Genomic DNA, 21,110 nt, shown 5'->3' on the forward strand with positions numbered 1-21,110 from the left:
TGAAGGCGAGGGCAGGCGGGTCGCCTGTCCCTCGGCCTTCAGTCGACGTCGTCGACTGCGGCCGCTTCGGTCGTTACGACCTCGACCTCCTGATTGCGCCCACCGACGACTGTGAAGTCGCGCTGGTAGATGCGGTCGCGGTTTTTGGCGACGATTGAATAATCGCCTTCGGCAAGCACCATCGAGGCGTAGGCGCCGACGCTTTCGCGGACGGGATCGCCGGATTCGGTCAGGACCGACCAAGACGTGTCGGCGATGGCCTCGCCGCCCGGTTCGCGCACGAGCTTCATCGTCAGTTCGGCCGCGCGGTGCTCGACCGTGGCTTCGGTCAGCTTGCCGGCTTCCACGCGGATATCGGACCGGATGACCGCGTTGACCGAGCCGTAGGTCGAAACCACGTGATAGACGCCGGAATTGAGGCGAATCACGGTGTTCGGGCTCACATTGGGAAGGATCAGCGCCCGGTCACCGTCGGCATCGGCCTCAGCATCGTAGATGGAGAAGCGCAGCTTTTCCGGCGGAATGCGCACGCCGCCTGAAAGCACCGCGTCGAGTTGCAGTCCGCCGGCGTCGAGGACGAAATCCTCGCGTTTTGCCTCGCTTCCGACCGTGATCCGCTTCGTCGCGCCCGCCCGGCCGAAGGCTGCGTGCACGAGATAGCTGCCCGGACCCAGCTGGAACGTTCCGGTGCCGCCCCGAGACGAGGCGACCAGCGGCAGCTTGCCGTCCTGTCCGGGCTCGGGCTTGAACACCCGCCAGACCAGCCCGCGCGTTATTTCGGCTCCGCCTTCGGTCATCTGCGCGGAGAGCGTGACCACGCCGCCGCTGCCCTGGGCCAGCGGCGCCTCGCTCTGCGGCGATGCAAAATTCGTGATGGCGGGAAGCTCGAGGGCCGGAAGCTGGTCGCCGAACTCCTGCGCGGAAACCACAGCCGGCGCCGCCGTCAGCACGACAGCGCTCGCGGCAAGCGCAAGAAACCGGAAAATCCCCTCGATCATGATGGCGTTTAGAACCCAGACGCGCGGCAAATTCAAGGCCGGTTGTTGCGCGCCCGATGGAGTTGCGCAACCTGACTTGCCGCTGCAATCCGAAAGTGCCTGGCTGCGCTCTGGGCGCGCGAAACCGAAGCAAATGCGGCGGTCTGCCTAACGAGAAAGTTCCATAATATATCTTATGCGACTTTCTCTTGTAGCGCCTGCGCGGTCCGTTTGCGATGTCGCGCTGGCCGTCACTCCGGAAGACCGGCCTTGCGAAAACCATCGACGAAATGCTCAAGCGTCGCTGCGTCGCGGAATGGCTCCGTCGCGGCCCAGTGGCGAATTGTGAAATGCGGGTTGCCGACGAGGAACAGTTCGACCTCCGCGCGGGCCTCGTCGAGCCGGCCGAGTTGCGCAAGGCTTGCCGCCAGGAAGCGGCGTGAGCTTGTCCGATACGTCTCGTCCCTGCGCAGTGTCTCGACCGCGGCTTCGTAGTCGCCGGCCGCATATTGCGCCTGACCCAGCGTCAGATAGTACCAACTTGCCGGAAACGGGTTCAGCCGGAACGCCTTGCGAATGTGCTCAAGGCCCTCCCCGACCCGTCCGGCCAAAACTGCGATGTCCGACAATGCCGCCCAGGCGTCGGCCTCGTTCGAATCGAGCTCGATCGCCTTGGCGAATTCCGCATCCGCCTCGGCGAAGCTGCGCTCATATGCAAGCAGGTAAGCCAGGACCCAGCGGCAGCCGGCATCGTTGGGATCGATCGCCACGGCTTTGCGCGCCAGCTCCAAGGCAGCGCTACGGCTAGCTTCAGTTGGTCCGCCCGAATGCACCCATCCCATCCAGTGGTTCATGGCAAGCCAGCGATAAGCCTCGGCGTATCCCGGATCGAGCGCAACCGCGCGCGTGAGCATCAGATGCGCTTCCCGCGCCGTTTGCGGCGAATCATCCATCAGCCTGCGCGCCCGCACGCAGAGATCGTACGCCTCGAGATTTTTGGGCCGATTGCGCGGCGGCGGCGCGCGCAGCCGGCCGAGCAGCGCCTCCACGATCTTGCCGGTGACCTCGTCCTGAACGGCAAAGATATCCTCCAGGCTGCGGTCAAAGCGTTCCGCCCATAGATGGTCGCCACTCACCGCGTCGACCAGCTGTGCGTTGATGCGCACGCGTCCCGCGGCGCGTCTTGCGCTGCCCTCCAGCAGGTAGCGCACACCAAGATCCCCTGCGATCCCGCGCACGTCCATCGCCCTTCCTTTGTAGGCCAAGGCAGAGTTGCGTGCGATGACGAACAGGCCGGAGATACTGGACAGGTCGGTGATCAGGTCTTCGGTCAACCCATCCACGAAGGCGCCCTGCTCCGGATCGTTGCTGAGATTGACGAAGGGCAGCACGGCTATCGATGGTTTGCCGGGCAGCGGCAAAGGTTTTCGCTCAGCGCTACCGAGCTGTTCGACGGCGGCCGTGAAGCGGTAGCCGACGCGCGGAACCGTGGCGATCCATTCGCCGCCCCCATTTCCGGTCTTGTCGGCCGGACCAAGCAGCTTCCTGAGCTGCGCGATCTGGACGGTGAGATTGCCTTCCTCGACCGCCCTGCCCGGCCACGCAGCGTCCATCAACTCGGCCTTGCCCAGGATTTCGCCGGGCCGTCCGACGAGCGCCGCAAGCAGTTTCAGCCCGCGATAGCCGACGGCAACGGGGACATCGTTCCGAAGCAGCGTTCCCGCCTCCGGATCAAGCACAAACGGACCAAAGGCAAAGGGCGATCCCTGCATGCGGCGCATCCTTAGAGCGTTTCAAGCTTAGATGGAACCGTTCTGCCGGAGGGAAGCCGGGTTTCAAACCTGCCGAACGATGGTGCCGATCACATTGACGAGAAGGCGCGCGGCGGTCAGGGCCGACAGGCCGTCAATGTCGGCGGGAGGATAGAGTTCGACAAGGTCGAATCCTGCGATCCTGGCCCGCCTGCCGACGCCCGCGATCAGGTCGATCACCTGCGTGTAGGTGAGGCCGCCGGGCGTACGCGCCGCCACGCCCGGCATGATGCCGGGATCGAGGCCGTCGCAGTCGAGGGTGACGACAACCCGCGCTCCTTCCGGAATATGCCGGAGAGCGGCTTCGACGCCCTGAGCATGAACCTCACGGGCGGTCACGAGGCGGCTGCCATAGTGCCGCGCCGCTTCGATTTCGGTGAGGCGTGCGCTGCCGACGCTACGGATGCCGACCTGCACGATGCCGGCGACATGCGGCATCTCGCTCGCCCGGCGCATCGGGTTCGAATAGCCATAGCGTTCGCCATGCAACTCGTCACGCCAGTCGATATGGGCGTCGATCTGCAGGATCCAAACCAGCCCGTGATCCGCAAAGCCGGCGAGGAAGGGAATGGGCACGGAATCGTCACCGCCGAGCAGGATCGGTACGGCCGGCAATGCCAAAACCTCACGCGTCTTCGCCTCGATCAGAGCCCGATTGCCGGCATTGTCATGCATGGTGGTCGGGATGTCGCCGGCGTCGATGCAGCAGACCGGGTGGTCGTCGAACAGCGGGCCGCCGAGATCGAAATCCCAGTGCTCGACGAGCGCGGCATCGCCCTGGCTCGCAGCGCGGATGGCGTCGGCGGCCAAGGCATAGCCGCTGCTGTCCTTGCCGGGATATGTGCTGCCGTGACCGGCTCCGAAGATCACCGCACGGGGCATGCGGCCATCGGTGAGGCGATCGGGAAAGCCGAGGAAGGCAGGTGAGACTGTCATTTCTTGATGGTTTTGATGACGGTATCGCAAGATTAGCCCGTTTGGAAGTTTTTGGAACTATTTGGGAGAGCTTAATTTCGACGCCGTTCGCGTTTCTGCAGAAGCGATCCTCCGCCGCACGCCCAGTTCGACTGCAATCGCCAACATTGCGCTCGTGATCCGGGAAGCGGAAAACTTAGCAGACTGACGAAGTTTTCTCTTGCGCCTCGCAGCGATGAAGTGATAGTTAGCTGTATGGCTAAGCATGATCCTGATCTCTCACTGTTGTTCCATGCCCTGGCAGACCCGACCCGACGGTCGATCCTCACCCGGCTGGCCGAACGGTCCGCCCGGGTGACGGATTTGGCTGGGCCTACGGGACTGCGTCTGCCCACGGTAATGCGGCACCTTTCCGTACTGGAGCAGGCGGGGCTGATCGCCACGTCCAAGGACGGGCGGATACGCACCTGCGCCATCGTACCCGAGGCTATGGAGCCGGTGCGGACATGGCTCGATGAACAGCGGGCCATTTGGGAAGCCCGGCTCCACCGGTTGGATGCATTTGTGATGAATGTGATGAAGGAACGCGGAAAATGACATCGAACTTGAAGCCGAGCAGCAAGCCCCGTACGGCGCCTGATGATAGGAGGGATCGTTTTGCGACGCTGACCTTCGAGCGGGAGGTGGCCGCGCCGTTGTCGGTGCTGTGGCAGGCTTGGACGGCCCCGGCCGCGCGGGCGGTCTGGGCTGCCCCATCGCCCTTGGTCATTGTGGAATTCTTGGAGGCCGACACAAGGGTGGGTGGACGCGAGGTCTCGCTCTGCAAGGTGGAGGGCCAGCCCGACATCCGCTGCGAGTGCGGCTGGCTGGAGTTGCAGCCGGCGGTGTGCAGTGTGAACTACGAGGTGATCTCGTCTGGGGGCGTGACGCAATCGGTGGCGCTGGTGACGGCGGAGGTCTCAGGCACGGGCGAGCGCAGCCGGCTGGTCGTGACGGTGCAGCTTTCCTCGCTGGCCGAGGATATGGAGGCGGGCTACCGACAAGGTTTTGGGGCGGGACTGGACAATCTCGCCGGCGTGGCCGAGCGGACCATGCTGCTGCAGCGCGTGATACGTGCGCCGCGAGCGGTGATCTGGGGCGCGTGGATGAACAACGAGACTCTGCCGCAATGGTGGGGACCGGACGGGTTCTCCTGTCGGACGAAGAGGATAGACCTGCGGACAGGCGGCGAATGGGTCTTCGACATGATTGGGCCGGATGGCACGGTCTTCCCGAACCACCATCGCTACGGCGAGGTCCGCGCCGAGGAAAGGATGGGCTACACGCTTCTCTGGGGCGAGAATGGGCCGAAACATGCCGATGCCTGGGCCTCGTTCGAGGATCACGACGAGGGCACGAAGGTGACGCTGGGCATGATCCTCAGCACGGCTGCCGAGTTCCAAGAGGCGAAGGGCTTCGGGGCTGAAGAACTGGGACTGCAAACTCTGGGCAAACTAGAGCGCTTCGTCACATCCCGGTGAAAAGCTACCGCTTCCCATCGCTACAGAACGGGTTTGCCGAAATGGGCGGGCCACTTTCTCGAGGCAAGCACTAGCGGCGGGTTTGGGGAGCGGCTCGCTCCGGACGAACGGCGGGCAAGGGGGCCCAGAGCTGCCGTTCACACATTTGACGTGTGGACGTCACCAAGGGGTCCAATTCCAGCCGCTTGCATATCGCCCATTAGGAAGTTTTTGGAACTATTTGGACGCGCTTAATTACGCCGCTGTTTCCATCCTGCAGAATCCAACCTCTTCAGGTCGATGGGCTTCCGGCCCTCAACCCGTATGGAGTTTGCCATGAACAATACTCTCCCCGGGAGGCCAGGACGACCGCATATGACGTTGGTCACCCCCTCCGGCCCTTCGGGCCAACTCCCCCGTCGAGGCGGAGGGCGTGGAACTTGGCACCTCTCCCTCCCCTCGATGGGGAGGGAGCTGAGCGTAGCGAGGCGGGTGGGATGCAACGCCTTGTCATATGCAATTGCCCTACCCACAGGACCGTCAAGCGTGTCGCGCCGGCGCTACAGCCTGGCTACCCTGCGAAGCATCATCGCGGCTTGGAGCGAGCGGATGCGCTTTCGCTGGGAACTTGAGCAAAAGGCGAAGGACAGTCCCCACTTGATCGACGATATCGGTCTGACAAGACGGCAGGTCGACGCGGAGATCGCCAAGCACATCTGGCAAGCATAAGGCGAATGTTGCAATGAAACGGGATCGCCAACGTCCGCGCGCCGCAGGGGTCCAGGGCAATCGCTTGAAGAGATTTCCCCCGCCCCGCGTCGCGGCTGCCGTCGTCAGCATTCATCAGGGTGTGAATATTTTCCTGCCATCCGGAATATTCTTGAAGGATCTTTTCCGGCGATTTCAATCTCTTAGCCGTTTGCCGCAAAAAAGTTCGCTCCTATTTTGTCCATCTCTGAAAAACCTCCCCGACAATAGCGCCATCTCCCGCACGGGAACTCGGGTCATGAACCGAATGAGCGAGGCGGGAGACGGTGTCCGGATCGGTCGCGCAACGGTAGCGCGGCTGGGCGATGAGCCCCCAGGTCCGGGCCTGACGGAAGGGTCAGCGTGCGCGAATGCATCCACTCTTCCAGGGCAAGAACACCGGGCAGCGGCCGCGAGGTCGCATTATCGGGCGGCTTACCACCGCCCAGTCAGCGACCGGACGGCCGCTGCCTTCCCACCTTCGGGGAATGCCGGAGGGAGAATATCCAGGCCGGTGAAATTCCGGAGCGTGGAAACAGGGAAACTCAGACCGATGGAGACCGCGATGAATGCCGGGCCTGGAATTCCTCGCCCCGGCCAGCCCGAAGCCAAAGCGCCTGCAAGTCTGCGCGGAACTCGCCGGACCTTGTCGGAATCTGCTGGGAAGTCCGCATGACTGCCGAAAGCACGACATCACCGCGCGAGGATCGGATCCTGTGGGCTGCGATGGCGGGCATCATCGCGACCGTCACCGTGTTCGCCTTGGCGCAGGGGCTGACCTATCCGCTGCTCAGCTTCATCCTGGAGCGGCAGGGGATGACGCCCGGCCTGATCGGCTTGTCGGCGGCGATGACGCCGCTGGGTTTCATTGTATCCGCGCCCTTCATTCCGGCGCTGGTGCGGCGCTTGGGCGGGGCGCGGCTTGCGATCCTGTGTTCGATCCTGGCCGCCCTCACCCTGATCGCGATTGCCTGGACGCAGGATGTCTGGGCCTGGATGCCTCTGCGCTTCCTGCTCGGCTTTTTCGCCAATCCCCTTTACGTGATCAGCGAAACCTGGCTGATCACGATCACGCCTGCGCCGCGCCGCGGCCGCATCATGGGCTTGTATTCATCGATCGTTTCGGGTGGCTTCGCCCTCGGCCCGCTGTCACTCGGCCTGGTCGGCACTGAGGGTTGGCCGCCTTTCATGATCGGCATCGTGGCCTTCCCGCTCTGCGGCCTGATCGTGCTCGCGGTCGTGCCGCGCCTGCCGAAGATGCCGCGTGAAGGCGAGGCCATATCGGTTGGCGGCTTCTTCGCACTGGCGCCGCTCCTGTTGTTCGCGGTTTTCACTGCTGCCGCCTTCGAGCAGGTCGTGGTTTCCTTGTTCGCGGTCTATGGCGCTGCGCTTGGCAGCGCCGAGGCGCGCATCACTGTGCTCATCGCCGGCTTCACCGCAGGCAATGCCGTGCTGCAGATTTTGCTCGGGCGCGTGGCCGAACAGTTCGGCTCGACGCGGACCATGTTATTTTGCGTTCTGGCTTGCCTGGCCGGCTGCTTGCTGCTGCCGTTGACCTTCAATTGGTGGGTCAGCTGGCCGCTCGTTTTCGTCTGGGGCGGGGTCTCCTTCGGGATCTACACCATGTCGCTGATCCAACTCGGCGAGCGTTTCACCGGTCAGGCCTTGATCGCCGGTAACGCGGCCTTCGCGTTCGTATGGGGCGCCGGCGGCATCGTGGGCTCGCCCGCGACGGGCCTCGCGATGCAATTGGTCGGACATCAGGGGCTGCCATTGTCCCTTGGTCTGCTGAGCTGTGTATTGGCGGCGCTTCTGATGGCGGAAAGACGGCGGGTTTGATGAGGCAGCTGGGCAAGCTATGTGGAAAAACCGCCTCGGCCGAGCAACATCATTGTGCCCCCGCCCCGCATCGGGCTAGCGTCACGCGATGAAGCCCTCCCGAGATATTTCGCGCCTGATCGAAATCATGGCGGCGCTGCGCGCGCCGGTGACCGGCTGTCCCTGGGACATTGAACAGTCCTTCGAAACCATCGCGCCATATACGATCGAGGAAGCTTACGAGGTTGCCGACGCCATCCAGCGCGGCGACATGGACGACCTTCGCGACGAGCTCGGCGATCTCCTGCTGCAGGTCGTCTATCACGCGCAGATGGCCGAGGAAGCCGGCGCCTTCTCATTCGGCGATGTGGTGAACGCCGTCACGACCAAGATGATACGGCGGCACCCGCATGTGTTCGGCGACGAGGACGCGCGCGGCGCCGGAATGGCCAAGGGTGTTTGGGAAAAGATCAAGGCCGAGGAAAAGGCCGGCAAGCGCGCTGAGCGGCTGGCGCGCGGGCTCGACGCCGAGGATCACGGTCAGGGCTTTCTCGACAGCGTTCCAGTGGCGTTCCCGGCACTGACCCGGGCGCTGAAACTCCAGGAGAAAGCCGCCCGCGTCGGCTTCGACTGGAGCGAGGCACGGTCGATCCTCGACAAGATCGAAGAGGAAATCGGCGAGTTGCGCGAGGCGATGGAGAATGCCGACGAAGCCGAGATCAAGGACGAATTCGGCGACGTCCTGTTCGCGCTGGTCAATTTCGGCCGGCATCTGAAGATTGATTCGGAGGCTGCGCTCACAGGCACCAACGAGAAATTCCGGGCGCGCTTCCACCATGTCGAGCGCGCCCTGAAAGCTTCAGGCCGTACCCTGGAGCAAGCTACTCTCGACGAGATGGAAGCGCTCTGGCAGCAGGCAAAAACCGCGAAGTAAGGCGCCCTACCCTTTGTTATTGCGCCTTAATCTGCTTTCGATCTCTTCGCGCGCCGCAGCCGTGGCTTTCAATGAGATCGAGACGCTGCCGTCTTCGTTGTCGGTCCTGCCGATCACGTCGCCGTTTCGGTAGAGCCAATCCGTCAGACCGAGTTGGTCCGCCTGAAGCGTCACCGTCACCGGCTTGAGCTCGCCCGAAAGCCGCTCTTCGACGATCGCCGCGAGCGCGTCGATGCCCTCACCCGTGATCGCCGAAATCGGAACCGGCGGCGAAGCCTTCCCGCCGGCGCCGTCTGCAAGCAGCCGCTCGCGGGTACCCTCGTCGAGGAGATCAATCTTGTTCCAGACCTCGATGATCCGCTCTGTGTCGGCGACATCGACGCCGAGATCCGCCAGGATGCGCTCGACATCCTCTGCCTGCGCGGCAGTATCCGGGTCCGAAATATCGCGCAGATGGATGATCAGGTTGGCTTCGACCACTTCCTCCAGCGTCGCGCGGAATGCCGCAATCAGATGCGTTGGCAGGTCGGAGATGAAGCCGACCGTGTCCGACAGGATTACCGGCGTGCCATGCGGCAGCCGAACCCGGCGCAGCGTCGGGTCGAGCGTGGCGAACAGCATGTCCTCGGCAAGCACCCCTGCTCCGGTCAGCCGGTTGAACAGCGTCGATTTTCCGGCATTGGTGTAGCCGACGATGGCGACGACCGGGAACGGCACCTTCTCGCGCTTGGCGCGGTGCAGGTCGCGGGTGCGCCGCACCGTCTCCAGCTCGCGCTTCAGCTTGGTGATCTTTTCCTGAAGTGCCCGTCGATCGGATTCGATCTGGGTTTCGCCGGGACCGCCAAGAAAGCCGGCGCCGCCGCGCTGGCGCTCGAGGTGGGTCCAGCTTCGCACCAGGCGGCCCTTCTGGTAATTCAGATGCGCCAGGTCGACCTGCAGCGTGCCTTCCTTGGTCCGCGCGCGCCGGCCGAAAATCTCGAGGATCAGCCCGGTGCGATCCAGCACCTTGGCGTCTGTCGCTTTCTCCAGATTGCGCTGCTGCACCGGCGTCAGCGGATGGTCCACGATCACCAGCTCGGCTCGGCTCTCCTTCACGATCTCCGCCAATTCGTCCACCTTGCCGCTACCGAGCAATGTCGATGGACGCGGGTCATTGACGGTGACAATGGCGGTATGGATCGGATTGAGATCGATCGCCTCGGCGAGACCCACGGCCTCGTCGAGGCGCGCCTCTGCCGACCGGTTCAGGCGCGGACGGTTGGAATCGTCGTCGGAACGCTGGTTGCGAGGAAGCACCGGCGCGATGACGACGGCGCGCGTAAGCTCGTCGCGGCCGGCGTTAGACGTGCCGCCCCTGCCCTTGCGTGCCCCGTCGCCCACGCGTCCATCTTGAGCCAATCAGGCGCCCTGGCCGTTTTCCTCACCATCGAACATCTGAACCGGCTGGCTCGGCATGATGGTGGAAATCGCGTGCTTGTAGACGAGCTGTGAATGACCGTCGCGGCGCAGCAACACGCAGAAATTGTCGAACGAAGTTACGACGCCGGTCAGTTTCACGCCGTTGATGAGAAAGATTGTAAGTGGGTTTTTGCTCTTGCGAACTGAATTCAGGAACAGGTCCTGAAGATTTTGCGTACGTTCCGCCATTGTTTTTATCTTTCGCCGGTCCCCTCGATTGCGAACCAATGCGCCAAATTTATTGGCTCATGTCAAGCGCGCAAACCATGCCCTCGCCGCGAGATGCGACGAGCGGAACGGGATGTCTATTTCCATAATGCGGTTATCAGGCCGGCCTTTTTTCCGCAATGTCAAAAAAAGCCCGCCTGAGCGAAAGCGCAACCGATCCGGGATGTCCGTTGGCGATCGGCTGGCCGTCGATCTCCACGACCGGCATGGCGATCGTAGTAGCGGAACTGATGAAAGCCTCGCGCGCCGCTTTGGCCTCGGCAACAGAGAAGCCGCGCTCTTCGATCTTCAAGCCCAGCTTGGCCGCCACGTCGAACAAAGTGGTCCGGGTAATGCCGCGCAGGATGCCGTACTCAGCAGGCCGCGTGACCAGAGAACCATCTTTGGTAACTATCCAGGCATTCGATGATCCGCCTTCCTTGACGTTGCCCTCGACATCGACGAACCAGGCTTCCTGGGCGCCGGCTTCCTTGGCCTTCTGTTTCGCCAGCACGTTCGGGAGCAGGCCCACCGACTTGATGTCGACGCGGTCCCAGCGATTCTCGGGCACGGTGATGACTTTGATGCCGCCCTCGGCCCGCTTCTGGCCAGCCGCAGGGTCGACTTTCCTGGCAGTCACGACCAGCGAGGGCTTTGTATTCTGCGGGAAAAGGAAGTCGCGGCTGGCCACGCCGCGTGTAACCTGAAGGTAGACCAGCCCGTCCTTGACCCGGTTGCGGCGCACCACTTCCGCCACCACGATCTCGAATGCGGCCCGCGTCATCGGCCAGTCGATCGACAGTTCGGTGAGTGAGCGGTTCAGGCGGTCGAGATGACGCTTCATCTCGACGATGTAGCCGCGGGCGACCTCGCAGACTTCATAAACGCCGTCGGCGAACTGGTAGCCGCGATCCTCGATGTGCACGCAGGCTTCGGAATGGGCGACGTAGCGTCCGTTGACATAGGCAATGCGCGACATTTTTTCCTGTCCCCGATGTGTTTCCTGGTGGCGCGCCGCTTAGCGCCCGGCGGCCGGCAATGTAAGCAGCTCGCCGTCAGCCGGAACGAGCAAACGTTCGCGCGACAACCGACGCGACGTGGCATGAGCTCGCAGTTCGTCCCGGCTAACCGTGGCGTGGTCGAGCGCTTCCATGTGGGTGGCGATCACCGTGGCCCGCGGCGCGATCTCGGCCGTCTCGACCGTCTGCTCCGCATCCATCACAATCAGCCTGTCGTCCCACCGCGCGCCGCAGGAGTGGGTTACGATCAAATCCGGGTCAAATGCCTTGATGGTTTCGAGCACCGGTGGGTAGAGCACCGTATCGCCGGCCCAGTAGACCGACGGCTCTCCCTCCGCCTCCAGCGTAAAACCCATCACCCGCCCCATCTTCTCAAGCACGGCTCCGGTGCCGTGATTGCCCTCGCGCCGGGTGATCCTGATACCGCGCCAGGTGAGTTCGCTGGCGAGCGGCGTAACATTGGTGAAGCCGGCCTGTTGGATAGTAGCCTCGTCGCTGGGCTGGCAGACCAGAGGCCAGTGCTTGGGCAGGACTTCTTTCGCGACGGTATCGAAATGATCGGTGTGAAGATGCGAGACAATAACCAGCTCCACGCCGTCGAGGATCTCCTCGACCGTCACCGGCAGATCCACCATCGGATTTTGCGAGCGGCCGGTGAAGGATGGCAGGCTGTGTTTCGGCGCAAAATACGGATCGACGAGGATAGTCGCCTCGCCATAGGCAAGCTTGAGCGTCGCATTGCGGATGAGCTGGAGCTGCATGGATGTCCTGATTTCCGAGGGACGGTCAAAAGAATTCGAGGCTGACTCGGAACATCTGCTCGACCTGCTTGACGGCATGGGCGAGCGCGAAGATCACCACCCTGTCCTTGGGTTTGATGCGCAGCGACCCGCTCGGCTTGATAACCTCGCCGTCGCGATAGATCGCGCCGATGCGCATGCCGTCCGGCAGATCCAGTTCGCGCAGGAAAGGGCCGACCAGCGGTGATGTTTCCAGCGCCTCTGCCTCGATGATCTCGGCCACACCGCGCTGTATGGAGTGCACGGCACGGATGCGCCCTCGCCTCACATGCTGCAGGATGCGCGAGACGGTGACCGTGCCGGGATTGACCGTTGCGTCGATGCCGACGGATTTGGTCATGTCGAGATAGGCAGGATTGTTGATCAGCGCCAGGTTGGACTTGCAGCCGAGCCGCTTGGCCATGACGCTGGACAGGATGTTGACCTGGTCGTTGTTGGTCAGCGCGATCATCAGGTCGGCTTCCTGAATGTCGGCTTCAAGCAGCAGCTTCTGGTCGAGCGCGCTGCCGTTGAGCACCACAGTCCGGCGCAGCTCGTCGGCGATCGCCACGGCGCGTTCGCGACCGTGTTCTATCATCTTGACCTTGGTGCGGTTCTGGCGCTTCTCGATGGTCTTGGCCACGAACAGCCCGATATTGCCGCCGCCGGCGATCACGATACGCGTGGCTTCCTGCTCCTCATGGCCAAAAAGGCCAAGCGTTCGCCGCACCTGGTCCTTGGTGGTGACGACATAGGCGAGGTCGCCGGCGACCAGTTGGTCGGCCGAACGCGGGATGAACAGCTTGCCGTTGCGGGTGACGCCGACCACTGTGGCCGGGAGGTCCGGAAAAAGCTCGCTCAGCTGCGCCAGCGGCGTGTTTATGACCGGGCAGTCCTCGAGGCACTCGATCGCCACCATGGCGACCTTGTTCTCGGCGAAGCGCACCACATCCGTCGCGCCGGGCAGCGCAATGCGGCGCAGCACCATCTCGCCCACTTCCAGTTCTGGCGAGATGATCACGTCGATGGGCAAATGGTCGCGCGAGAACAAGTCCTGGTAGTGCGGCTGCAGGTATGACTGCGAGCGGATCCGGGCGACCTTCATCGGCACGTTGAACAGAGCATGCGCAACTTCGCAGGCGACGATGTTGACCTCGTCGTAGAGCGTCACGGCGATGATCATGTCTGCCTGCTGCGCGCCGGCCTTTTCCAGGACTTCCGGATGCGAGCCGTGCCCGACGAAGCCGCGGACGTCGAGCGAATCGCGAACTGCCTGAATGAGCTCGGGCGAGGTGTCGATGATCGAGATGTCGTTCTTCTCGGCCGCCAGTCTTTCGGCAATGCCGTAGCCGACCTGCCCTGCACCGCAGATTATGATGCGCATCTAAGGTTCGGCCGAATGCTGGAATTGGACACGATCAGACTCCGAGGGATTTCAGTTTGCGGTGCAGCGCCGACCTCTCCATACCAATGAACTCGGCCGTACGCGAGATGTTGCCGCCAAACCTGTTGATCTGTGCGATCAGATATTCCTTCTCGAACATTTCGCGCGCCTCGCGCAGCGGCAGCGCCATGATGTGCTGGTCCGACTGGTTGGGCGCGCGCGGCATGACATCGCCGATCTCGGCGGGCAGCAGGTCGGCGGTGATCGGCGCCTCGACATCATTGCCGCGCACCAGGATCATCAGCCGCTCGATATTGTTGCGCAGCTGTCGCACATTGCCCGGCCAGTTATGCGCCTGCAGCACCGCCATGGCGTCCTCGCCTATGCGGCGCGGCTTGATGCCTGCGTGCCTGGCGACCTGCTTGATGAAGCCGTCGACGAGGTAGGGAATGTCCTCGCGCCGCTCCGCGAGGCCAGGCACCATGACCGGCACCACCGCCAGGCGATGATAGAGATCCTCGCGGAAACGGCCCTCGGCGATCATCGCCTCCAGGTTCTGCGCAGTTGACGAGATGATTCGCACATCGACCTTGACCCGCTTGGTGCCCCCTACCCGCTCGAATTGCTGGTCGACCAGCACGCGAAGGATCTTGCTCTGGGTCTCGCGCGGCATATCGGCGACCTCGTCGAGATAGAGGATACCGCGATGCGCCTCCTCAAGCGCGCCGACCTTGCGCTCGCCACCATTGGATTCGGTGCCGAAAAGCTCGATCTCCATGCGCTCGGGCGTGATCGTGGCGGCGTTGAGTGAAACGAACGGCCCGGTCTTGCGCGCCGACAGCGCGTGAATGGCGCGCGCGACCTGCTCCTTGCCGGAACCGGAGGGGCCGATGATCATGATCCGGCTGTTGGTCGGCGCCACGCGCTCTACCGTCTGGCGCAATTGCGTCATGGCCGACGACATGCCGATCAAATCGTAGGTCTCGCCGCTACGCATCTTCAGGTCCGAAACCTCGCGCTTGAGCTTGGAGGTTTCGAGTGCGCGCTCGGCGATCAGGATCAGGCGGTCCGCCTTGAACGGCTTCTCGATGAAATCATAGGCGCCGCGTCGGATTGCCGAAACCGCGGTTTCGATGTTGCCGTGACCCGAGATCATCACGACCGGCAGGTGCGGATGCATGGTCTTGATCTCGTCGAGCAACGCCAGCCCGTCGAGGCGCGATCCTTGCAGCCATATGTCCAGAAACACGAGCCGCGGCACGCGATCCGCGATCGCCGCAAGCGCGCTGTCGGCGCCATGCGCCGTACGGGTTTCGTGACCTTCGTCGCTCAGAATACCGGCGACGAGTTCGCGGATGTCTTCCTCGTCATCGACGATGAGAATATCAGACGCCATTATCGACCTTTTCAGTTTCTCGTTCGGCCGCGCCGCTGTCCGGCGACAGCGCTGCGCTTTCAGGTGCGGTGGGCAAAAGCATGGTGATCATTGCGCCGCGTCCGTCATGGAAGTCTGGCGGCGCATCGTGCAGTTCCAGCCGGCCGCCATGGTCCTCCACTATCTTTTTGACGATGGCGAGGCCGAGCCCGGTCCCCTTTTCACGCGTCGTCATATAGGGCTCCAGCAGGCGCTGGCGATTTTCGCGCGGCAATCCCTTGCCGTTGTCGATGACATCGACGCGGATCATCCTGCCTTCTCGCCGGGCCTTGATCCTTATCGCGCCCGCCCGCCCGTTTTCGCGCTCGGCTGCCTCGATCGCCTCGGCCGCGTTCTTGATGACATTGCCGAAAGCCTGCGACATAAGCCGGCTGTCGAACTTGCCCTTGAGCGGCTCATTGCCGAAATCGCGCTCGAAGGCGATGTCGGAGCGGCTGACCTCGATGAGGAACGACGCCTCTCGCAACGGCTCGCGCAGGTCCATGATCGTCATATCCGGCTTCGGCATGCGGGCGAAGGCCGAAAATTCATCGACCATGCGGCCGATGTCGCCGACCTGCCGGATGATGGTGTCGGTGCACTGGTCGAAAACCTCGCGGTCCTCGGTGATGACCTTGCCGTAGCGGCGCTTGATGCGCTCGGCCGAAAGCTGGATCGGGGTCAGCGGGTTCTTGATCTCGTGGGCAATGCGTCGCGCCACATCCGCCCAAGCCGAGGTGCGCTGCGCCTGCACCAGGTCGGTGATGTCGTCGATCGTCACCACATAGGATTTTTCATCATCCGCGGTTTCGCCGGCCTCGACCGTAACCTGGACGTTGAAGGTTCGCTCGGCGCCGGCGCGGTAGAAGGTCACCTGTTCGCGATAGACCGGCCTGCCGGACTTGCGCCCGATCTCGAAGACGCGCCCGACCTGCGGCAGCAGCGTCGACAGGTTCTGGCCGACCGAAGTTTTCGCCGAAAGCGCCAGCATGGTTTCGGCCGAGCGGTTGACGATGGTGACGATGCCGTAGGGATCGACACCGATGACGCCGGCGGTGACGCCGGCAAGCACGGCCTCGGAAAAGCGCCGGCGCTCGTCGACCAGGTCCTTGGCGGCGAGGATCTCGTTGCGCTGCGATTTCAACTGCAGCAGCATCTTGTTGAAGGTGTCGCCGAGCGAGGCGACATCGCCGTCCGAAGGCCGGACCGGTACGGCAACGTCGAGATTGCCTGTCGCGACCTCGTCGGCCGCTCCGATGAGCTGGCGGATAGGCCTGACCAGCCGGTCGGCGACCGCGATGCCGGTCCATATCGCCGATAGCACGATGACCAGCGTCAGCCCGAGATAAAGCAGCGCGAAAGCCACCTGCGTGGTGCGGCGGTTGGCTTCCAACCCCCGATAGGCGTCGGTATTGGCCGTAACGATCTGGCGGGCTCGGATCACTTCCGGGTCGACCAGCCGGATCGTGTAGAGATAGACGTCCGGGATTTCCCTCAGCTTCACGACAGCGCCGACAATATTGCGTGTCCGCGGCTCGATCAGCACTGGCCGCCCGTTCTGGGCATCCTGCACAGCACCCGCTGGCGGCTCCGGCATGGTGAAATCGGCTGCCGTCTCCGCACTCATGATGAATGATCCATCGTCGCGGATAAGCGCTGCGTGTGCGAGCGCCCGGCCTACCGCCTGCTGGCTCATGAAATTGCGGAAGCCGGTGCGGTCGAGATTGTAGAGGGTGCGGGCATTGTCCAGATCGTAGGCCATGGACAGCGTCGTCCCCTGCAGATTGCGGGCGTTCTCCTGCACATAGGCTTCGGCGATCGACAGCGACGAATTGACGATCGTCTTGGTTCGGATCTCGAACCAGCGGTCGAGCCCGATATCGAGCGTAATCGACGCGATGACCGCAACCAGAATGGCCGGCAGCGCCGCCACAAGCGAGAACATGGCGACGATGCGCACATGCAGCCGCGATGCCGCCTTGCCGCGCCGGCGCGCCGCCAGAACACGGTGTACCTCGCGGCCGATCAACGCGATCAGGAAGAGGATGAAAGCGGCGTTGATGCCGATGATCAGCGCCAGCGTGGTGGCGTCGTCGGGTTCGATCGGCGTCGCGCCGACCAGAATTGCGAACGAGATCGCGGCCGTGGCAAGCGAACCCACGACGGCCACGATTCCCGGCAGCGCCAGCAGACGGCGGCCGTCGAGCGACCCGGCTTGCGAAAAAAGCCGTGTGGTTGCAGGTGATGCCGGAATCGCCATGTGTGCAGTGGAGCCTCGTTTGCGTTGGATGTATGCAACGCATTGTGGCGATTATGCAACAAAATGGCCGTGAGCGGAAATGTTTGACGTTACGCCGGAGTGCATGATCCCGAACCGAAGGTCCGCGTAGCGTACAAGATCACGCAGCTAAACAAACTGGAGCCATCCTCGCCCATCGGATGGCGCGGAACTCAGGCCTGTTTCGACGCCCGGTAGACGTTGACGCCCAGTTCGCGGATCTTCTTGCGCAGCGTGTTGCGGTTGAGGCCGAGCAGTTCAGCCGCCTTGATCTGGTTGCCGCGCGTCGCCGTCATCGAAGCGAGCACCAGCGGAAATTCGACCTCGGAAAGGATGCGCTGGTAGAGGCCGGCCGGCGGCAGATCGCCGCCGAAGGCCGAGAAATAGCGCTGCAGATAGTGCTCGACCGCCTGCCCGATCGACAGATCGTCGGGAATGAGGCTGCCGCCCGGCACGGCCGGCTGTGCGCCGGTCTTGAGCTCGATCTCGATGATCTCGGCCGAAATTTCGTCCTGGGCGTAGAGCGCGGCGAGCCGCCGGATAAGATTCTCCAACTCGCGCACATTGCCCGGCCAGGGATAGCGCTTCATCAGTTCGATGCCGCCGCTGGATATGCGTTTGGTCTGGAGACCTTCGCTCTCGCCCTGTTTGAAGAAGTGCCGGACGAGATCAGGAATGTCCTCCGAGCGTTCGCGAAGCGCTGGAAGTCGTAGCGGCACCACATTGATTCGATAGAATAAATCTTCTCGGAAAAGCCCTTGGTTGATGAGCGTTCGCAGATCCTTGTTGGTGGCTGCGACGATGCGCACATCGGTCTTGATCGGCGTGCGGCCGCCGACGGTGGTGTATTCGCCCTGCTGCAGAACGCGCAGCAATCTCGTCTGCGCCTCCATCGGCATGTCGCCGATCTCGTCGAGGAACAGCGTGCCGCCTTCGGCCTGCTCGAAACGGCCGGTAGAGCGGTTCTGGGCACCGGTGAACGCGCCCTTCTCGTGCCCGAACAGTTCCGACTCGATCAGGTCGCGGGGAATGGCCGCCATGTTGATCGCCACGAACGGGCCGTTGCGCCGCCGTCCATATTCATGCAGCGCCCGCGCCACGAGTTCCTTGCCGGTTCCGGATTCGCCGGTGATCATCACCGTCAGGTCGGTCTGCATCATGCGGGCGAGCATGCGGTAAATGTCCTGCATGGCCGCCGACCGCCCGACCAGCGGCATCGATTCGGGCTGCTCGTCCGGCTGGACATCGCCCTGCGGCCGCCGTGGCTCCGACAGAGCACGGTTCACAATGTTCATGAGTTCGTTCAGGTCGAACGGCTTCGGCAGATATTCGTAGGCGCCCGTCTCCGAGGCGCGTATCGCCGTCATGAACGTGTTCTGCGCGCTCATAACCACGACCGGCAGTTCGGGCCTGGCCTTCTTGATGCGCGGCAGCATGTCGAATGCGTTTTCGTCGGGCATCACGACATCGGTGATGACCAGATCGCCCTCGCCCGCCGCCACCCAGCGCCACAGCGTCGCCGCATTCGAGGTGACGCGCACCTCATGGCCGACCCGCGAAAGCGCCTGGTTCAGCACTGTGCGGATGGCTGCGTCGTCGTCGGCGACCAGAATATTGCCTTTGACCATTACGAGGCTCCCTGGCTGTCGCCTTCATGCGGAATGGACATTTCCTTCCACGCCGGCATCAGGATGCGGAAGGTCGTGCCGCGCGATGTGGAATCGCATTCGATGATGCCGCCATGCTCGCCAACGATCTTGGCGACCAGCGCCAGGCCAAGGCCGGAACCGTTCGGCTTGGTCGTGATGAACGGATCGAACAGGATCGGCAGTATGTCTTCCGGAACGCCGGGCCCGTTGTCGTGCACGCAAAATTCGAGCGGCAGCGAAACGCGATCCTGCGAACCCGGAGCCGAGACGCGGATGCCGGGCCGGAACGCGGTCGACAGCGAAATCTCGCTGGTCGGCTGGTTGCCGGCCGCCTCAGCGGCGTTCTTCACCAGGTTCAGGAACACCTGTACGAGCTGATCCCGGTTCGCGAATACCGAAGGCAATGATGGATCATAATCCTCGAAGATCTTGATCCGGCTTGCAAAACCGTTCTTCGCGATCGCCTTCACATGGTCCAGCACCACGTGGATGTTGACGGGATAGCGGTCGATCGGCCTCTCGTCGGAAAACACTTCCATACGGTCGACAAGCGAAACGATGCGATCGGTTTCATCGGTGATCAGCCTCGTCAGAGCGCGATCTTCGTCCGGCACCACCGTCTCCAGAAGCTGGGCCGCGCCGCGAATGCCCGACAGCGGGTTCTTGATCTCGTGCGCCAGCATGGCCGCCAACCCCGTCACGGAGCGCGCCGCGCCGCGATGCGTCATCTGGCGGTCGATCTTGTCGGCCATCGAGCGTTCCTGGAACATCACCACGACCGAACCAGGCAATTCGGGAACCGGCGCGACATAGAGGTCGACGATCCGTTCGACGCCGAGACGAGGCGAGGATATGTCGACGCGGTACTCATTGACCGGCGCGCCGCGCTCGCGGACCTGCTCGACCAGGGCGAGGATCGGGCTGCCGAACGGCACGAAGCGCGCCAGCGTGTTGCGGGCAAGCATGGCCGCGCTCGACCGGAAAAAGTCCTCGGCGTCGGCATTGGCGTAGCTGATCAGGCCGTCGGCGTTGATCATGATGACCGGACGGCGGATCGTGTTCAGCACGATCTCCGCCGCCGAAGGCTCGTCCACGACTGAGGCTGCTGGCAGGTTCATGCGGCGCTCCTCGCGGCTTCGGTTTGCCACAGTGTGGTCAGGGCTTCCCTCAGCGCGGCAATGACCTGTGCCGGCTCGAAGGACGACAGAACGGTCCGCCGAAGCTCCGCCGGCACACCGTCCGCATGGCAGTCGAGATACCAGCCGAGATGTTTTCGCGCCTGGCGCAGCCCACTCTCGACGCCGTACAGCGCCAGCATGTCTTCGTAATGGGCGACGGCATAGTCGGCGATGTCGCCGGCCGTCAGCGGCACGCCCGGCGCATCCGAACCTGCAGCACCGTGTGCGATCGAACCCGCCATCCAAGGCGCGCCATAGCTTGCCCGGCCGACCATCACCGCATCGGCGCCGGAGAGCTTCAGGATTTCCCTTGCATCGGCCAGCGAGCCGACATCGCCATTGGCGACGACGGGTATCGAAACCGCCTCCTTGACGCGCGCTATCGCTCGCCAGTCGGCCTTACCCTGGTAAAACTGGCAGCGCGTGCGGCCGTGCACCGTCACCATCCTGACGCCGGCCTGCTCCGCCCGCCGCGCGAGGAGCGGCGCGTTCAGCGCGCTTTCATCCCAGCCGAGCCGCATCTTGACCGTCACCGGCACTTCGACCGCGCCGAGCACCGCCTCGATCAGCCCCAGCGCGTGGTCGAGATCGCGCATCAGCGCCGATCCGGCATAGCCGCCCGTCACCTTCTTGGCCGGGCAGCCCATATTGATGTCGATGATGTCGGCGCCCTCGCCCGCCGAGATCCTTGCGCCTTCCGCCATATGCGCGGCTTCGCGGCCGGCAAGCTGGACCATGTGCACGGGCAGGCCGGAGTGGCGGACCCGCCGCGCGGATGCGGCATGGCCCTTGGCCAGTTCTCCGCTGGCGACCATTTCCGAGACGACCAGCCCTGCGCCATGTGCATAGGCGCGCGTGCGGAACGCTTCGTCGGTGATGCCCGACATCGGCGCCAGAAACACCCGGTTGCGGATGATTACGCCGCCGATTTCGAGCGGACTGGCCAGATTGCTCAATTCAGGCATGCACAAAAACAAAGCACCTTTTCACGCTGCTCAATCCCTAGACATTTTGAACGTCGCGCGCAACCGCCCGATGGGCCG

Annotated in this window: 18 protein-coding genes; 5 read left to right on the plus strand and 13 right to left on the minus strand. The window is 63.3% G+C overall.

The window, feature by feature from the left end; all coding sequences use genetic code 11:
• Nucleotides 1–38: 38 nt before the first annotated feature.
• The 3 genes from ABVK50_RS12580 to ABVK50_RS12590 all read right to left on the minus strand — a co-directional run bounded on the left by ABVK50_RS12580 (nucleotide 39) and on the right by ABVK50_RS12590 (nucleotide 3,724).
• Nucleotides 39–1,034: a hypothetical protein gene (locus ABVK50_RS12580; RefSeq protein WP_353641242.1), complete on the minus strand. Its 996-nt coding sequence runs from the start codon at nucleotides 1,032–1,034 to the stop codon at nucleotides 39–41.
• 194 nt (nucleotides 1,035–1,228) lie between these two features.
• The gene (locus ABVK50_RS12585) at nucleotides 1,229–2,749 is read right to left on the minus strand and encodes a winged helix-turn-helix domain-containing tetratricopeptide repeat protein (protein ID WP_353641241.1); all 1,521 of its coding nucleotides are present in this window, start codon (nucleotides 2,747–2,749) and stop codon (nucleotides 1,229–1,231) included.
• A 63-nt stretch (nucleotides 2,750–2,812) separates the two neighbouring features.
• Nucleotides 2,813–3,724, minus strand: a complete 912-nt coding sequence (locus ABVK50_RS12590; RefSeq protein ID WP_353641240.1) for an agmatinase — start codon at nucleotides 3,722–3,724, stop codon at nucleotides 2,813–2,815.
• Nucleotides 3,725–3,958: 234 nt separating this feature from the next.
• Between ABVK50_RS12590 and ABVK50_RS12595 the strand changes: the two genes are divergently transcribed.
• The 5 genes from ABVK50_RS12595 (at nucleotide 3,959) to mazG (ending at nucleotide 8,701) form a co-directional block, all read left to right on the plus strand.
• The gene (locus tag ABVK50_RS12595) at nucleotides 3,959–4,300 is read left to right on the plus strand and encodes a metalloregulator ArsR/SmtB family transcription factor (RefSeq protein WP_353641239.1); all 342 of its coding nucleotides are present in this window, start codon (nucleotides 3,959–3,961) and stop codon (nucleotides 4,298–4,300) included.
• Nucleotides 4,297–5,223, plus strand: a complete 927-nt coding sequence (locus ABVK50_RS12600; RefSeq protein ID WP_353641238.1) for an SRPBCC domain-containing protein — start codon at nucleotides 4,297–4,299, stop codon at nucleotides 5,221–5,223. The genes ABVK50_RS12595 and ABVK50_RS12600 overlap by 4 nt, the downstream gene beginning before the upstream one ends.
• A 498-nt stretch (nucleotides 5,224–5,721) precedes the next feature.
• Nucleotides 5,722–5,931 (plus strand): DUF1127 domain-containing protein, encoded by a 210-nt coding sequence (locus tag ABVK50_RS12605; protein ID WP_353645950.1) that lies wholly within the window; start codon nucleotides 5,722–5,724, stop codon nucleotides 5,929–5,931.
• Between the two features lie 690 nt (nucleotides 5,932–6,621).
• The gene (locus ABVK50_RS12610; RefSeq protein WP_353641237.1) at nucleotides 6,622–7,788 is read left to right on the plus strand and encodes an MFS transporter; all 1,167 of its coding nucleotides are present in this window, start codon (nucleotides 6,622–6,624) and stop codon (nucleotides 7,786–7,788) included.
• Between the two features lie 88 nt (nucleotides 7,789–7,876).
• Entirely contained in the window at nucleotides 7,877–8,701 is an 825-nt protein-coding gene (gene mazG / locus ABVK50_RS12615) for a nucleoside triphosphate pyrophosphohydrolase (RefSeq protein WP_353641236.1), read from the plus strand.
• Between the two features lie 6 nt (nucleotides 8,702–8,707).
• Here mazG and hflX read toward each other — a convergent pair whose 3' ends face one another.
• From hflX to dusB, 10 genes are all read right to left on the minus strand, one after another.
• A complete protein-coding gene (gene hflX, locus ABVK50_RS12620; RefSeq protein WP_353641235.1) occupies nucleotides 8,708–10,081 on the minus strand; it encodes a GTPase HflX in 1,374 nt (457 codons plus the stop codon).
• 18 nt (nucleotides 10,082–10,099) lie between these two features.
• Nucleotides 10,100–10,348, minus strand: a complete 249-nt coding sequence (gene hfq, locus ABVK50_RS12625; RefSeq protein ID WP_008838101.1) for an RNA chaperone Hfq — start codon at nucleotides 10,346–10,348, stop codon at nucleotides 10,100–10,102.
• A 136-nt stretch (nucleotides 10,349–10,484) separates the two neighbouring features.
• The gene (locus ABVK50_RS12630; RefSeq protein ID WP_353641234.1) at nucleotides 10,485–11,345 is read right to left on the minus strand and encodes a D-amino-acid transaminase; all 861 of its coding nucleotides are present in this window, start codon (nucleotides 11,343–11,345) and stop codon (nucleotides 10,485–10,487) included.
• A 39-nt stretch (nucleotides 11,346–11,384) separates the two neighbouring features.
• Nucleotides 11,385–12,146, minus strand: coding sequence for an MBL fold metallo-hydrolase (locus ABVK50_RS12635; protein ID WP_353641233.1), 762 nt, complete (start codon nucleotides 12,144–12,146; stop codon nucleotides 11,385–11,387).
• Nucleotides 12,147–12,171: 25 nt separating this feature from the next.
• Entirely contained in the window at nucleotides 12,172–13,548 is a 1,377-nt protein-coding gene (trkA, locus tag ABVK50_RS12640; RefSeq protein ID WP_353641232.1) for a Trk system potassium transporter TrkA, read from the minus strand.
• Nucleotides 13,549–13,582: 34 nt separating this feature from the next.
• Nucleotides 13,583–14,944 (minus strand): sigma-54 dependent transcriptional regulator, encoded by a 1,362-nt coding sequence (locus ABVK50_RS12645; RefSeq protein ID WP_353641231.1) that lies wholly within the window; start codon nucleotides 14,942–14,944, stop codon nucleotides 13,583–13,585.
• The gene (locus ABVK50_RS12650) at nucleotides 14,934–17,222 is read right to left on the minus strand and encodes a PAS domain-containing sensor histidine kinase (protein WP_353641230.1); all 2,289 of its coding nucleotides are present in this window, start codon (nucleotides 17,220–17,222) and stop codon (nucleotides 14,934–14,936) included. The genes ABVK50_RS12645 and ABVK50_RS12650 overlap by 11 nt, the downstream gene beginning before the upstream one ends.
• Nucleotides 17,223–17,413: 191 nt before the next feature.
• Nucleotides 17,414–18,868 (minus strand): nitrogen regulation protein NR(I), encoded by a 1,455-nt coding sequence (gene ntrC, locus ABVK50_RS12655; RefSeq protein ID WP_353641229.1) that lies wholly within the window; start codon nucleotides 18,866–18,868, stop codon nucleotides 17,414–17,416.
• Nucleotides 18,868–20,007, minus strand: a complete 1,140-nt coding sequence (locus tag ABVK50_RS12660) for a nitrogen regulation protein NR(II) (protein ID WP_353641228.1) — start codon at nucleotides 20,005–20,007, stop codon at nucleotides 18,868–18,870. The genes ntrC and ABVK50_RS12660 overlap by 1 nt, the downstream gene beginning before the upstream one ends.
• Entirely contained in the window at nucleotides 20,004–21,032 is a 1,029-nt protein-coding gene (gene dusB, locus ABVK50_RS12665) for a tRNA dihydrouridine synthase DusB (protein WP_353641227.1), read from the minus strand. The genes ABVK50_RS12660 and dusB overlap by 4 nt, the downstream gene beginning before the upstream one ends.
• Nucleotides 21,033–21,110: the final 78 nt, after the last annotated feature.

Origin of the sequence: Mesorhizobium sp. WSM2240, from assembly GCF_040438645.1 — a bacterium.
GTDB lineage: Bacteria > Pseudomonadota > Alphaproteobacteria > Rhizobiales > Rhizobiaceae > Allomesorhizobium.